Here is a 13,611-nt window from a genome sequence, read left to right on the forward strand (position 1 = left end):
CGTCCGGGCGCGCGCCCCGGCTCCGCCGCATCACCGAGGACCCCCATTTGAAGGTTTCCGCCAGTTCGCTGCGCAAGGGCGCGGTCGTCGATCTCGAAGGCAGGCTGTACGTCGTGCTCAGCGCCGAGAACATCCATCCCGGCAAGGGCACGCCCGTCACCCAGCTCAACATGCGGCGCATCTCGGACGGGGTGAAGATCTCGGAACGCTACCGCACGACCGAGACCGTCGAGCGCGCGATCGTGGACGACCGCTCGTACACCTTCCTCTACCAGGACGGCGAAGGGTTCCACTTCATGAACCCCGAGACCTACGACCAGCTGGTGGCCTCGGAAGACATGATCGGCGACGCCGCGCCCTACCTCACCGACGGCTGCACGGTTCAGCTCTCGACCCACGAGGGCGTGGCCATCGCCATCGAACTGCCCCGCACCGCCGTGTTCGAGGTGGTCGAGACCGAACCCTCGGTGAAGGGCCAGACGGCGTCGTCGTCGTACAAGCCCGCGGTGCTGTCCAACGGCCTGCGCACCATGATCCCGCCCTATATCGGCCCGGGCACCAAGATCGTGATCCTGACCGAGGACGGCAGCTACCAGGAACGCGCGAAGGACTGAGGCTTGCCGCCTCCCCTCGCGGAAGTCCCGACGCCCGGCGCCGGCGCTCTTGCGCCGCGCGCGAAGTAACTCCACCATTGGGTGTGATTTGCAATCAGTAGGTGCGTCGCGTGATGGCTGTCGGGGGCCATGTCCTGATCATCGAGGATGAACCGGTCATCGCGCTGGAGCTCGAGGCTCTGCTCGCCGAGCTCGGCTTCTCCAGCTTCGATATCGCCGACACGCCCGAGGACGCCCTGGCCTGCGCCCGCGCGCAGAGGCCGGACCTGATCACCGCCGACTACCGCATCCTGCGCGGCACGGGCGTCGCCGCCGTCGAGATGATCGCCCGCGCGGTGGGCGAATCGCCGGTCGTCTATGTCACCGGCAACGCCGGCCAGTTCGATCCCGGCGGGCATGCGGTCGTCGACAAGCCGATCTCGCCGCGGGCCCTGGCGGCGGCCTGCGCCAAGGCCTGCCTTCCCCACTGAACCCGCCGAAATCCTGGCGCGATGCGGTCCGCCGCGACAAGATCGGGCGTCGACCGGGGAGCCTCATGCGTCACGTCCTGTCCGCCGCCGTCGCGGCCGCCTTCGCCCTCGCGGCCGCCGCGCCGGCGAAAGCCCAGCCCCTCAGCCCCTACGCCTCGGCTGGCGAGCAGCAGGCCGCGCTCGCCGACGGCCGGACGACCTCGGAGCAGCTCGTCCGCGCCTACCTCGATCGCATCGCCCGCTACGACGACGCCGGCGTGCGGCTCAACGCGGTCCTGGCCGTCAATCCGAGGGCCCTGGACGACGCCCGGCGGCTGGACGCCGAGCGCCGCGCGGGCGAGATTCGAGGCCCCCTGCACGGCGTCACGGTCCTGCTGAAGGACAACATCGAGGCCGACGACGGCCTGCCCACGACCGCCGGCTCCCTGGCCCTCGCCGACAACGTCACGCGCCGCGACGCGGCCCTGGTCCGCCGCCTGAAGGACGCGGGCGCGGTCGTACTGGGCAAGACCAACCTGTCGGAATGGGCCAACTTCCGCTCCACGCGCTCGATCAGCGGCTGGAGCGCGGCGGGCGGCCTCGTGCGCAACCCCTACGGCCTGGACCGCACCGCCTGCGGCTCGTCGTCCGGATCGGGCGCCGCCATCGCCGCCGGCCTCGCCGCCGTCGCCATCGGGACCGAGACCGACGGTTCGATCATCTGCCCGGCCGCCATGACCGGCGTCGTCGGCCTGAAGCCCACCGTAGGGCTCGTTTCGCGCACCCATATTGTGCCGATCACCGCCGCCCAGGACACCGCGGGGCCCATGACCCGCACCGTGGCCGACGCCGCCGCCGTGCTCGCGGCCATCGCCGGGAGCGATCCGGCCGACCCGGCCACGGCCGAGGCGGACGCACGGAAGGCCGACTACCTCGCCGCCCTGGACCGCAACGCCCTGAAGGGCGCGAGGATCGGCGTCTGGCACGCGTGGAAGGGCCGCTCGCCCCGCACCGACGCCGTCTTCGAGGCGGCGCTGGAGACCCTGCGGGGCCAGGGCGCGACCCTGGTGGAACTGAAGGGGCCCGACGACGCCGCGACAGGACGCATCGGCCGCGAGGAACTCCAGCTCATGACCGCCGAGTTCCGCCCGGCGCTGGACGCCTACCTCGCCACGACGCCGGCGTCCGTGACGGCCCGGACCCTGGCGGACGTCGTCGCCTTCAACCGCGCCGAAGCACGCGAGACGGCGCTGTTCGGCCAGGAGATATTCGAGGAGGCTCTCGCGGTCGCCGACGATCCCGACCGCCCCCGCAAGCGCGCCGAACTGACGCGCCTGGCCCGCGAAGCCCTCGACGAGATGCTGCTGGGGGAGAAACTCGACGCCGTGGTCGCGCCCAGCGGGGGACCGCCCTCCATCGTCGATCCTGTCAACGGCGGCGTCTTCCTGGGCTCGCCGTCGCGCCTGCCCGCCGTCTCGGGCTATCCGCACCTCACGGTCCCGATGGGCTACGTCTCGGGCCTGCCGGTCGGGGTGTCGTTCCTGGGGCCGGCTTGGTCCGAGGCCCGCCTCCTGGCGCTTGGCTTCGCCTACGAGCAGGCGTCCAAGGCCCGCCGCGAGCCCGACTTCCCGCCCCACATGGGCGCCCGCCCCGAGATCGGCCGCGCCTACGATCCCCGATGACGCAAGCCGACGAAACGATCGTCGACTGACCGCAACTTCCGCGCCGGATGGGGGTTATGGCCCTCGTAGGCATCGCCGAAAGGGCGCCCATGGGGTTCGTTTCACCGGGATGTCGCCTGGGTCTTGAAAGCGCCGCCTTGGGCGATGACATCAGCCTGGCGGCCGATAGTATGGCCAGGCTTCGAGCAAGGGGCGCGACCTTTGGACAGGCTTTGGAAGAGACCCGCCTCCCCGCTCGTGGCGGCGAACGGCCCTGCGCGCTCAGGGCCGCCCGGGCCTGAAGCGACAGCCGCCATCCTCCACGCCGCCAGCCGCACCAGAGCCCGGAGACCGCGCCGCGTGTTCGACGCCACCGTCCCCCGATACGCCAGCCTGATCCGGCTCGATCCGGCCCCCGGTCGCGAGATCGTCGCGCCCCCGGCTCCGGGCGGCTACCATCTGATCGACACCACCATGATGTACGCGCCCAAGTCGGGCGGCGTGAAGCGCTACCTCATGGCCAAGCGCGCCTGGCTGGCGCGGCGGCGGCCGGACGTGCGCCATACGCTGGTGGTTCCAGGCGCCCGCACCCGGGCCGAGTCCGAAGGCCTGGTGACCGTGTCGGCCACGCGCCTGCCGTTCGGGGACGGCTATCGGATGCCCGCCAGCCTCACCAAGTGGGAGACGGTGCTGAGGCTTCTGGAGCCCGACGTGATCGAGGCCGGCGACGTCTTCGTGCCCGGCCATGCCGCTCTGGAGGCCGGCGAGGCCCTGGGCGCGCCCGTGGTCGGCTTCTGCCACACCGACGCCGCAGCCCTGGCGGCGTTGCACTTCGGCGAATGGGCCGAAGCGCCGACGTTCAGCTTCTGGGCCCAGGCCTACCAGCGCTTCGACCACGTGGTGGCTCCCAGCCAGCACATGGCGGGCCGCCTGGCCGACGCCGGCGTCCAGCGGATGTCGGTCCAGCAGCTCGGCGTCGACACCGACCTCTTCCATCCGGCCCGCGGCGACCGCGAGCGCCTGATCCGCCGCCTGGGGGTGTCGCCCGACACCCGGCTGCTGGTCTTCGCCGGCCGGCCGGCGCGGGAGAAGAACATCGAGTCCATGGTGGCCGCGGTCGAACGGCTGGGCGCGCCCTACAAGCTGCTCCTGGTGGGGGCCGGCAAGGACCTGGCCTGGTCGCCGCACGTGATCAGGCTGGACTTCGAGCGCGATCCGGTGCGGCTGGCCGGCCTGCTCGCCTCGTGCGACGCGGCGCTGCACGCCAACGAGAACGAGATCTTCGGCCTGTTCGTGCTCGAGGCGATGGCCGCCGGCCTGCCCGTGGTCGGCTCCCGCCGCGGCGGCGTGGGGGAACTGATCGATCCGCATGTGGGACAGCCGGCGCAGAACGTCGAGCCTGGCGGCCTCGCCGAAGCCATCGAAGCCCTCTTCGCCCGCGAAGTCGCCGAGGTGGGCCGGGCCGCGCGCCGCCGGGCCGAAGCCCGCCACGGATGGGACGCCACCTTCGAGGCCCTGACCCGTCTCTACGGCGAGCTGATCGCCGCCCGCCGCCCCGAGCCCCTCGCACTGACGGCCTGACGCCCTCGGGACGCGGCCTATCGCGCCAGCCAGCGCGCCGGCAGGCGATATTCGGGACGTGTCGGGCGCAGGATGTCTGCGGCGACCAGCGCGCCCAGGCCCACGAACTTCAAGAGTATCCGCATCGTCCGCATGGCGCGCGCCCCCTGGTGATCGACACTGCAACGATCAGCGCGGCCACAGGTTGCGTGGAATCCGTGACGGCGCGATGTCAGGCGGTAGAAAACGGAGCAGCACGTTGAGCTTGTCCCGTCCCGGTTTCGTTGGTCACGGAATTCAGGACACATTTCGCCTGCACGGTGAAGCTTTCGAGAGTTGAGGAAAGTTCCAGTTGGACCGCCGCCACCCAATGCCGTGATGCCGGCCGGCGCGTTGGGAGGCTGCCAACCACCGCCGCGGATCATCGTCGTCAACAACTCGGGTATGGCCCTGGAGATCTACCGTGCCCGCCGCCCGACACGCTTCGACAAACGGGACATCGTAGCCCTGCGCTTCGAGGCGCCTCTCCTGACCGGGCCTAGTTTCCGAGCAGGTTGGATTGCGGATTTTCGCGCCCGAGGACGCGCGCGATCAATACGCCGTCGGCCTCGACGCAATAGTAGATGGAATGCGCCCCATAGACCGACCGGCGATAGCCGGCGCGGATATGATCGACTCCTTGCCAAACTTGCGGGCTATCCGCGATCTGCCCGAGCCGCGCGGTCAGCCCGTCGTAGTATTGATCTGCCGCGTCCATCCCGTAGCGATCGACGCCCCACTCGTAGAGGCGTTCAAGGTCCGCGTCCGCCGCTCGGCTCAAACGATAGCGACGATCAGGCATTCCGGGATATCCGCGCCTTCACCGCCGCGCGGATATCCTCCGGGCTACGTGCGCCCAACCCACTTCTTTCACCTTCGATGAGCGCCGCGCGGACAGCCTCGATGTCGGCGCGCTCCTGCTGCGCCTTGCGGATCAGGTCGCGCAACACCTCGCTGTCGTTCGTGTAGGCGCCGCTGTCGATCTGCGCCTTGATCCAGTCGTTCTGTGCACCTGTGAGCGTGATGGTCTTTCGTATCGTCGTCATGGCGGGTCTCCATCGCGCGGGAAATCATACTATTGGTGCGATATAGCATGATTTCGGGGCTGACCTTCCTCCGCTTCCGCAGGGGAGGCGCGGCGTCACCCCATAAAAGGCGAACGGCCCGGGATCGCTCCCAGGCCGTCGTCATGTCTGAATCCCGGCCTTCGCCGGGATGAATCGGCTCCCCGGCTTCCGTCGGGGCGCTCGCTCAGTTCCGCGCGGTGTCCACAAGCTTGTTCTTGGTGATCCAGGGCATCATGGCGCGCAGGCGCTGGCCGACCTCCTCGATCTGGTGCTCGGCGTTGCGACGGCGGGTGGCCTTGAAGCTGGGCTGGCCCACGGTGTTCTCGGCCATGAAGTCGCGCACGAAGCGACCCGACTGGATGTCCTCCAGCACCTTCTTCATCTCGGCCTTGGTCTCGGGCGTCACGATCCGGGGACCGGTGACGTACTCGCCGTATTCGGCCGTGTTCGAGATCGAGTAGTTCATGTTGGCGATGCCGCCCTCGTAGATCAGGTCCACGATCAGCTTCACCTCGTGCAGGCACTCGAAATAGGCCATTTCCGGCGCATAGCCGGCCTCGACCAGGGTCTCGAAGCCCGCGCGGATCAGCTCCACCAGCCCGCCGCAGAGCACGGCCTGTTCGCCGAACAGGTCGGTCTCGCATTCCTCGCGGAAGTTGGTCTCGATGATGCCCGAACGGCCGCCGCCGATGGCCGAGGCGTAGGCCAGACCCAGGTCCATGGCGGCGCCCGAGGCGTCCTGGTGGACGGCGATCAGGCAGGGCACGCCGCCGCCCTTCTGGTATTCGCCGCGCACGGTGTGGCCGGGGCCCTTGGGCGCCACCATGAGGACGTCGACCGTGCCCTTGGGCTCGATCAGTCCGAAGTGGACGTTGAGGCCGTGGGCGAACAGCAGGGCGGCGCCGTCGCGGATGTTGGGTTCGATCTCACCCGCGTAGATGCCGCGCTGCAGCTCGTCGGGCGCCAGCACCATCAGCAGGTCGGCCCAGGCGGCGGCCTCGGCCACGCTCATCACCTTGAGGCCGTCGGCCTCGACCTTCTTGGCGGTGGCCGAACCGGGCTTCAGCGCGACGGCGACGTTCTTCACGCCCGAGTCGTGCAGGTTCAGCGCATGGGCCCGCCCCTGGCTGCCATAGCCTACGATGGCGATCTTCTTGTCCAGGATGCGGGAAATGTCGGCGTCGCGGTCGTAGTAGACGCGCATGATTGTTCTCCTAGGACTCGAGATCGTGCTGCGGCCGCGCAACGGCGCCGCCGCAAAGCCGGGGGTGTGAAGCGGTTTTTTGCCCGTAGGTCAAGGGAAGCCGGCTCATGGGGCGGCTTCCGGTGCGGGCGTCTGGGACGTAGCCATGGGTCTCTCCTGTTCGAGCCGGACAGACGGGCGGCAAAGAAAAAGCCCCGTCCGGATTCCGGCGGGGCTGGTGTTCGGTCGTGTGCGGCCGTCCTGGCTAGCGCGCGACATCCTCCACCGGCCCACCGAGGGCGGTCGGTACGAGGTTTACGAGCTGGGCCGGCATCGGGCGCATGACGGCTGCATACCCCGGCGCAGCTCTCCTGCAAAGGCGCCGGATGCGGAGGCGGCCGAACCGTGGCATCCCGGGCGCATGATCGAACGCACCGCCGCCTGCGCCTGTGGCCAGATGCGCCTCGCCTGCCGGGGCGAGCCGCTCAAGGTCTCGCTGTGCCATTGCCGCGCGTGCCAGCGGCGCTCGGGCGGCCCGTTCGGCGTCGCGGCCTTCTTTCCCCCCGACGCCGTCCGCGCCAGTGGCGAGAGCCGGGCGTTCCGGCGGGGATCGGACAGCGGATTCGACCTGATCTTCCGTTTCTGTCCCACATGCGGCTCGACGGTGTGGTGGGAGAGCCTGCGGATGGCGGGCCGCGTCGCTGTCGCGGCCGGCGCCTTCGCCGACCCGGCGTTTCCGGCCCCGACCCAGGCGGTCTACGAGGAGCACCGCCACGCGTGGATCCCGGAAGACCTCATTCCGGAACACCCCGTTCCAGGCGATCCCGCCTGATGCCGATCGAGGTGACCCCGTCCATCACCCTGGCCGACGAGGAGGTCCAGGTGCGGGCGGTCCGCGCCTCGGGACCCGGGGGGCAGCATGTGAACAAGGTCTCGACCGCGATCGAGCTGCGGTTCGACGTGCGCGGCTCGCAGAGCCTGACACCCTATGTCCAGGGCCGGCTGGAGAAGCTCTCGGGTTCGCGCCTCACCCTCGAGGGCGTCCTGGTCCTGGTGGCCCAGGACCACCGAAGCCAGGAGATGAACCGCCAGGCGGCGCTGGGCCGCCTGGTCGAGCTCATACGCAAGGCGGCCGAGCCGCCCCCACCGCCGCGCAAGAAGACCCGGCCCACCTACGCCTCGAAGCTGAGACGCCTGGAGGGCAAGTCGAAACGCTCGACGGTCAAGGCGATGCGCGGCCGACCGCGCGGGGACGACTAGCTGTTGTCTTCGACCGGCGCTTCCGGGCCGTTCTTCTTGATGCTGTCGATGGCGTTCTGGGCGCTGGCCTTGGACGCGTAGCCCTCGGTCGAGAACATGACCTCGCTGTTGTACTTGAACCGGACCCGGAACTCGCCGGCCTTGTCCTTGTAGATTTCGAACTTGTGCGCCACCGCACGCCTCCTTGATTGGTCGGGCGTACAGCATAGCCGCCGTCGCCACGCCCCGGTCAAGGCTGTCGGTCGAGGCCGTCGGGCGGGGCCTGTCGCGGGGGCCTGTCGCGGGGACCTGTCGCGGGGACCTGGCGCGGAGGGCCGTCCGGCGCTGGCGCCCGACGCCGGCCTTCGCCTATAAAGGCGCCGTCATGAACGCCCCCCGCCTTCCCCGTCCGCTCACGGGCGCCCTCGCGACCGCCCTGCTCGTCACCGCCTGCGCCCCCAGCCTGGGGCCCCCACCGCCCGGCCCGGGACCCGCGCCTCCGCCACCGCCCGTCGGGAGCCCGACGTTCTCCGCGCCCGACTTCGCCTGGTCACAGCGGGCCGGCGCCAACATCATCGCCGGCAAGGTGGCCTACCGCCGGGGAGTCATCCGCTACACCTGCGCCGGGGCGGCTGTCGTCCTGACACCCGAGACCGCATGGTCGGCGCGCCGGATGGCCGCCCTCTACGGCTCGACCGACCGCGCCGCCCTCCCCGCCGACGAGGTGCGCGCCCGCACACCCAGCGCCCCGCCCGGCGACGCCGGTCCGTACGTGAAGCGCACCACCTGCGACGACGCCGATCAGTTCGCCTTCGGCGGACTGCCCGACGGCGGCTGGTACGCCATCACCATCGCCCGGCCCGTGGGCGATCCCGACGGGGCGACGGTGGCCTTGATGCGCCGGGTCTATGTGCGCGGCGGCCGCACCGTCCCGCTGACGATGTAGCCACGTCGTCCAGCACGGGCCGCACGACCGGCGCGCGCGGATCAGCCTCCGACTCCTCTGGCCTGGACCTCTGCCTGGGCCTCTGGCGCGGGCCTTGCGCCCCGGCGGGTCATGAGCTTCGGCGTGACCCAGATTGGCGCAACCTCCCGTCCGGCGGCCTATGCCGCCGCCACGGCCGTGGTCGCGGGCCGGGACGCCGCGACGGCCCCCGCCGAGGATTTCGCCGTCTCATCGACTCCGCCGGTCGCGCCGCCGACCGACGCGTCCAGCGCCCGCGAGCAGCTTCGCCAGCAGATCATGGCCGAGCGCGGCCTCGACATGCGCGCGCTCTACGGCATGTCGTCCCAGGACCGCATCCGCGCCGAGGCCGGCATCATGGCCGAAATCTCGCTCCGCACCCGCCAGGCGCAGGATCGCGCCCGCGCCGAGTTGAAGGGCCTGGGCACGCGGGTCGACATCCGCGTCTGATTTCCCGGGCCGCCGCTTTCCCTGGACCTCGGGCGCCCTGGCCGTTTGGTGTCGGCGGGCGAAGCGGCTATGGAGCCTGCGCCATGTCGCACAACACCTTCGGCCACCTGTTCCGCGTGACCACCTGGGGCGAGAGCCACGGGCCGGCGCTGGGCTGCGTGGTCGATGGCTGCCCGCCCGGACTGCCGCTCACCGAGGCCGACATCCAGCCGTGGCTGGACCGCCGCCGCCCCGGCCAGGGCAAGTTCGTCACCCAGCGGCAGGAGCCGGACGCCGTCCGCATCCTCTCGGGTGTCTTCGGGGACGACCGCATCCGCGAGCGGTCCGGGGGCCAAGTGACCACCGGTACACCGATCTCGATGATCATCGAGAACGTCGACCAGCGCAGCCGCGACTATTCCGAGATCGCCGCCGCCTTCCGGCCCGGCCACGCCGACTACGCCTATTTCGCCAAGTACGGGGTCCGCGACTACCGTGGGGGGGGCCGCCAGTCGGCGCGCGAGACGGCCGCGCGGGTGGCCGCCGGGGCCGTGGCCCGCAAGGTCCTGGACGGCGTGACGATCCGCGGCGCGGTGGTCCAGATCGGCCCCCACGCCGTGGACCCGGACCGCGTCGACTTCGCCGCGACCGGCGACAACGAGTTCTGGGCGCCGGACCCCGACATCGTGCCGGTCTGGCAGGAGCACCTGGAGAAGGTCCGCAAGGCCGGCTCGTCCACCGGCGCCGTCGTCGCCGTGGAGGCCACGGGCGTCCCTGCCGGCTGGGGCGCGCCGCTCTACGGCAAGCTGGACGCCGAGCTGGCCGCGGCCCTGATGTCGATCAACGCCGCCAAGGGCGTGGAGATCGGCGCGGGCTTCGCCGCCGCCGCGCTGTCGGGCGAGGCCAACGCCGACGAGATGCGGATGGGGAACGACGGGCCGATCTTCCTGTCGAACCATGCCGGCGGCGTCCTGGGCGGAATCTCGACCGGCCAGGACGTGAGCGCCCGGGTAGCGTTCAAGCCCACCTCCTCGATCCTCACGCCCCGGCGCAGCCTCGACGAGTCCGGACAGGAGATCGACCTCCGCACCAAGGGCCGCCACGATCCCTGCGTCGGCATCCGCGCCGTCCCGGTGGTCGAGGCGATGGTGGCCTGCGTCCTGGCCGACGCCTTCCTGCGCCACCGCGCCCAGACCGGGGGGACGGTCCACCGGCCCGCACCACCCCGGGGTTGAGCCGAACGCCCAGGATCACCTCTACCGTGCGCCAACACTCTGATCACAGGGCGCTTTTCGCCCTCGGACGCCTGCTATTCGATTGACCGTGTAACGCGGGTCATCCTATCCACGATGCGCCTTCGGCGGCCGGATATCCGGTCGCACAAGGCTCCTCAGACCTTACGACGGCGACGGTGCGCTACGACCTCCTGAGAATCCTGCTGGTGGACGACAACCACCACATGCGGGTGCTCTTGACCGAGATTCTGCGCGCCCTGGGCGTGGTCCACATCCACGAGGCCAACGACGGCGCGGAGGGCCTGCAGGTGATGCGGGACCATCCGATCGACCTCATCATGACCGACCTGTCGATGCAGCCGCTGGACGGGATCGACTTCGTGCGCCTGCTGCGCAACTCGCCCGACAGCCCCAACCAGCTGGCGCCGGTCATCATGGTCACCGGCCATTCGACCTTCGCGCGGGTCAACGAGGCGCGCGACGCCGGCGTCAGCGAATTCCTGACCAAGCCGCTGACCGCGCGGGTCGTGGTGGAGCGCCTGCATCAGGCGATCGAACATCCGCGTCCGTTCGTCCGGTCGGGCGACTACTTCGGGCCCGACCGCCGCCGGCGCGTCGATCCCGCCTACGACGGGCCCCGCCGGCGCGCGAGCGACGCGCAATCCAGGTCCGCCTGAAGCCCCGGGCCTGCGGCGCGGGCGCCGGAGTCGTCAGAGGCTCAGCGCGCAGCTCTCGCCGATCGTGGGACGCGAGACCACCACCCGTGACAGCCCCGGAAACGCCGGCCGCAGCCGTTCGGCGAAGTAGAGGCAAATGTGCTCCAGCGTCGGGCGCTCCAGGCCCGGCTTCTCGTTGAGCAGTCCGTGGTCCAGTTCGGCGGCGACGCCCTTCAGGGAACTTTCCAGGTCGGCCAGGTCGGCGACCCAGCCCACCGGCTCCTGAGGCCGGCCGCGCACGGTCGCCTCCACCCGGAACGAATGGCCGTGGAGGTTCCGGTACGGGCGGTGATCGGGGCCGTCCGCGAAGTAGTGGGCCGCGTCGAAGGTGGCGGCCTTGGTGATCTCGAACGTGGGTGAAGTCATCTGAGGTGTCGGAGGGAGGTGACGGCCCGGAAGCCTGATGAGGCCTCAGGCGATGCCGAGGTATTTGTGGGTCTGGACGCTTAAACGCCAGCGGGGGTGGGCGAGGCAATAGGCGATCGCCGCCTGCGTGTTCGCGTCGCGGTCGGGACCGTCCATCGGCTGCAGCAGGAAGCGCTCGAAATCCAGGCGCTCGAAGCGCTCAGGAGGCGCCTTCTCCTGCGGGAACACCAGCTTCAGCTCCTGGCCGCGGGTCTGCACGACGGGCGCATCGGCCTTGGGGCTGACGCAGATCCAGTCGATGCCCTTGGGAACCTCCAGAGTGCCGTTTGTCTCCAGCGCGATCGAGAAGCCACGCGCGTGGAGGGCGTCGACGAGGAGGCCGTCCACCTGCAGGAGCGGCTCGCCGCCCGTCAGCACCGTCAGCCGGTCACCCGAGCCGCCCTCCCAGGCCGCCTCGACGGCCGCGGCCAGCGCCCCGGCGTCGGCGAACCTTCCGCCCCCCGGACCATCCATGCCGACGAAGTCGGTGTCGCAGAAGGTGCAGATCGCCTTCGACCGGTCGCGCTCCAGCCCGCTCCACAGGTTGCAGCCGGCGAAGCGGCAGAACACCGCGGCCCGCCCGGCCTGCCCGCCTTCGCCCTGGAGGGTGAGGAAGATCTCCTTGACGGCGTAGCTCATGGGACAAGCTCTGGGCGCCCTTCGGCGTCCCAGGCCTCGTAGCCCCGGCGGCGCAGCTCGCAGGCCGGGCAGGTTCCACAGCCGTGGCCCCAGGCCTGGACCGCCCTGCGCTCACCAAGGTAGCAGGTGTGGCTGTCCTCGACCGTGATGGCCACCAGAGGTTCGCCGCCGAGCCCTTTGGCCAACGCCCAGGTCTGCGCCTTGGTCAGCCGCATGAGAGGCGTCTCGATGCGAAAGGCCTGCGCCATGCCCAGGTTCAGGGCATGCTCCACCGCGTCGAGCGTGTCACGCCGGCAATCGGGATAGCCGGAGTAGTCGGTCTCGCACATGCCGCCCACCAGAACGTTCAGCCCGCGCCGATCGGCCAGGGCGGCGGCATAGGTCAGGAACACCAGGTTGCGGCCGGGGACAAAGGTCGACGGCAGACCCTTCCCGGTGATCTCGATGGCGCGCTCGGCGGTCATCGCCGTCTCGGCGATGGCGCCGAAGCTGCGGATGTCCAGCATGTGATCTTCGCCCAGCCGGGCGGCCCACGACGGAAAGGTCTCCGAAAGTCGCGCTCGCACCGCCTGGCGCGCCGCGAGTTCGACCGCATGCCGCTGGCCATAGTCGAAACCCAGCGTCTCCACGCGCCCGTACCGCGCCAGGGCCCAGGCGAGGCACGCCGTGGAATCCTGTCCGCCGGAGAAGAGCACGAGGGCCTGATCGGTCATCGGCCCCATATGGGCCACGGCCGTCGAAGAAGGAAGCGCGGGGCGACGTAGGGGAAACTTCGTTGTTCCCGGCGCCACAGTCCAGCCTGATCCCTTACGCCATTTGGGTTTGCATATCAGCGTGCGTTGACAGTTCGTCGCAGCGGAGCGAGCCTGACCGAGGCTGAACGGGGGCGCGCCGCCTCCCGCAGGCTACGCGTCAAGCGGCGTGATGGCGACCACGGGCCAGACAAGAGCCCGCCCGCCCTGGGAGGAACAGTATGTCGGATACCCGCACTCTTCGGAGTCTGCTGGCTGTTGGCGTGTCCGCCGCAGCGATCTCGTCGATGGCGACGCCCGTCTGGGCGCAGGCCGCCGGCTCCAATATCATCGAGGAACTGGTCGTCACCGCCGAAAAGCGTGAGCAGAGCCTGCAGGACGTGCCGGTGGCCATCTCGGCGTTCACCAGCAAGCAGCGCGACATGGTGGGCATCAGCACGGTCCAGGACCTGACGAACTTCACCCCGGGCTTCGTCTACCAGTCGTCGAACGACCGCGCGAGCATGCGGGGCATCGGCCGCCTGACCAACGTGCACGCGGTGGACGGGGCGGTGTCGATCTACATCGACGGCCTGTTCACGACCTCGACGGTGCTGGCCGGCGGCCCGCCGCTGGACGTGGAGCGGGTCGAGATCCTGCGCGGGCCCCAGGGCACGCTC

At 70.4% G+C, this 13,611-nt stretch carries 18 protein-coding genes; 11 read left to right on the top strand and 7 right to left on the bottom strand.

Going from position 1 to position 13,611, the window contains the following annotated elements; genetic code table 11:
• The first annotated feature begins 47 nt into the window (after nt 1-47).
• From efp to WG212_RS19800, 4 genes are all read left to right on the top strand, one after another.
• On the top strand, nt 48-614 hold the full coding sequence (efp, locus tag WG212_RS19785) for an elongation factor P (RefSeq protein WP_337188838.1): 567 nt from the start codon (nt 48-50) through the stop codon (nt 612-614).
• 113 nt (nt 615-727) lie between these two features.
• Nucleotides 728-1,084: a response regulator gene (locus WG212_RS19790; RefSeq protein ID WP_337188857.1), complete on the top strand. Its 357-nt coding sequence runs from the start codon at nt 728-730 to the stop codon at nt 1,082-1,084.
• Nucleotides 1,085-1,149: 65 nt separating this feature from the next.
• Nucleotides 1,150-2,745 carry an amidase gene (locus WG212_RS19795; protein ID WP_337188839.1) on the top strand — a complete coding sequence of 532 codons (1,596 nt, stop codon included), beginning with the start codon at nt 1,150-1,152 and terminating at the stop codon, nt 2,743-2,745.
• Nucleotides 2,746-3,084: 339 nt separating this feature from the next.
• On the top strand, nt 3,085-4,305 hold the full coding sequence (locus WG212_RS19800; RefSeq protein ID WP_337188840.1) for a glycosyltransferase: 1,221 nt from the start codon (nt 3,085-3,087) through the stop codon (nt 4,303-4,305).
• A 517-nt stretch (nt 4,306-4,822) separates the two neighbouring features.
• Here the strand turns inward: WG212_RS19800 and WG212_RS19805 are convergent.
• The 3 genes from WG212_RS19805 to ilvC form a co-directional block, all read right to left on the bottom strand.
• Nucleotides 4,823-5,125 carry a type II toxin-antitoxin system RelE/ParE family toxin gene (locus WG212_RS19805; protein WP_337188841.1) on the bottom strand — a complete coding sequence of 101 codons (303 nt, stop codon included), beginning with the start codon at nt 5,123-5,125 and terminating at the stop codon, nt 4,823-4,825.
• Nucleotides 5,118-5,369 (bottom strand): type II toxin-antitoxin system ParD family antitoxin, encoded by a 252-nt coding sequence (locus WG212_RS19810; protein ID WP_337188842.1) that lies wholly within the window; start codon nt 5,367-5,369, stop codon nt 5,118-5,120. The genes WG212_RS19805 and WG212_RS19810 overlap by 8 nt, the downstream gene beginning before the upstream one ends.
• A gap of 205 nt (nt 5,370-5,574) precedes the next feature.
• On the bottom strand, nt 5,575-6,594 hold the full coding sequence (gene ilvC / locus WG212_RS19815) for a ketol-acid reductoisomerase (RefSeq protein ID WP_337188843.1): 1,020 nt from the start codon (nt 6,592-6,594) through the stop codon (nt 5,575-5,577).
• 400 nt (nt 6,595-6,994) lie between these two features.
• Here ilvC and WG212_RS19820 point away from each other — a divergent pair, with 400 nt between their 5' ends.
• Together WG212_RS19820 and arfB are read left to right on the top strand one after the other, a co-directional pair.
• A complete protein-coding gene (locus WG212_RS19820) occupies nt 6,995-7,405 on the top strand; it encodes a GFA family protein (protein WP_337188844.1) in 411 nt (136 codons plus the stop codon).
• On the top strand, nt 7,405-7,833 hold the full coding sequence (gene arfB, locus WG212_RS19825; protein ID WP_337188845.1) for an alternative ribosome rescue aminoacyl-tRNA hydrolase ArfB: 429 nt from the start codon (nt 7,405-7,407) through the stop codon (nt 7,831-7,833). The genes WG212_RS19820 and arfB overlap by 1 nt, the downstream gene beginning before the upstream one ends.
• Here arfB and WG212_RS19830 read toward each other — a convergent pair.
• A complete protein-coding gene (locus WG212_RS19830) occupies nt 7,830-8,006 on the bottom strand; it encodes a YegP family protein (protein WP_293385014.1) in 177 nt (58 codons plus the stop codon). The two genes, arfB and WG212_RS19830, sit on opposite strands and share 4 nt — an antisense overlap.
• Nucleotides 8,007-8,197: 191 nt before the next feature.
• Between WG212_RS19830 and WG212_RS19835 the strand changes: the two genes are divergently transcribed.
• The 4 genes from WG212_RS19835 (at nt 8,198) to WG212_RS19850 (ending at nt 11,117) form a co-directional block, all read left to right on the top strand.
• Nucleotides 8,198-8,758, top strand: a complete 561-nt coding sequence (locus WG212_RS19835; protein WP_337188846.1) for a hypothetical protein — start codon at nt 8,198-8,200, stop codon at nt 8,756-8,758.
• 123 nt (nt 8,759-8,881) lie between these two features.
• A complete protein-coding gene (locus WG212_RS19840; protein WP_337188847.1) occupies nt 8,882-9,226 on the top strand; it encodes a hypothetical protein in 345 nt (114 codons plus the stop codon).
• 83 nt (nt 9,227-9,309) lie between these two features.
• On the top strand, nt 9,310-10,440 hold the full coding sequence (aroC, locus tag WG212_RS19845; RefSeq protein WP_337188848.1) for a chorismate synthase: 1,131 nt from the start codon (nt 9,310-9,312) through the stop codon (nt 10,438-10,440).
• A 176-nt stretch (nt 10,441-10,616) separates the two neighbouring features.
• Nucleotides 10,617-11,117 (top strand): response regulator, encoded by a 501-nt coding sequence (locus WG212_RS19850; protein ID WP_337188849.1) that lies wholly within the window; start codon nt 10,617-10,619, stop codon nt 11,115-11,117.
• A gap of 33 nt (nt 11,118-11,150) precedes the next feature.
• Here the strand turns inward: WG212_RS19850 and WG212_RS19855 are convergent, their stop codons facing one another.
• The 3 genes from WG212_RS19855 to queC are packed head-to-tail and all read right to left on the bottom strand — an operon-like array spanning nt 11,151 to nt 12,922.
• Nucleotides 11,151-11,522 carry a 6-carboxytetrahydropterin synthase gene (locus tag WG212_RS19855; protein WP_337188850.1) on the bottom strand — a complete coding sequence of 124 codons (372 nt, stop codon included), beginning with the start codon at nt 11,520-11,522 and terminating at the stop codon, nt 11,151-11,153.
• A gap of 45 nt (nt 11,523-11,567) precedes the next feature.
• Nucleotides 11,568-12,200, bottom strand: a complete 633-nt coding sequence (gene queE / locus WG212_RS19860) for a 7-carboxy-7-deazaguanine synthase (RefSeq protein WP_337188851.1) — start codon at nt 12,198-12,200, stop codon at nt 11,568-11,570.
• Nucleotides 12,197-12,922, bottom strand: coding sequence for a 7-cyano-7-deazaguanine synthase QueC (queC, locus tag WG212_RS19865; protein ID WP_337188852.1), 726 nt, complete (start codon nt 12,920-12,922; stop codon nt 12,197-12,199). The genes queE and queC overlap by 4 nt, the downstream gene beginning before the upstream one ends.
• 293 nt (nt 12,923-13,215) lie before the next feature.
• On the opposite strand from queC, the gene WG212_RS19870 reads away from it, so the two are divergent.
• Nucleotides 13,216-13,611, top strand: a 396-nt coding sequence (locus WG212_RS19870) for a TonB-dependent receptor plug domain-containing protein (protein WP_337188853.1), incomplete at its 3' end; no start/stop codon positions are given.

Source organism: Phenylobacterium sp., from assembly GCF_037189685.1.
Classification (GTDB): Bacteria; Pseudomonadota; Alphaproteobacteria; order Caulobacterales; family Caulobacteraceae; genus Phenylobacterium.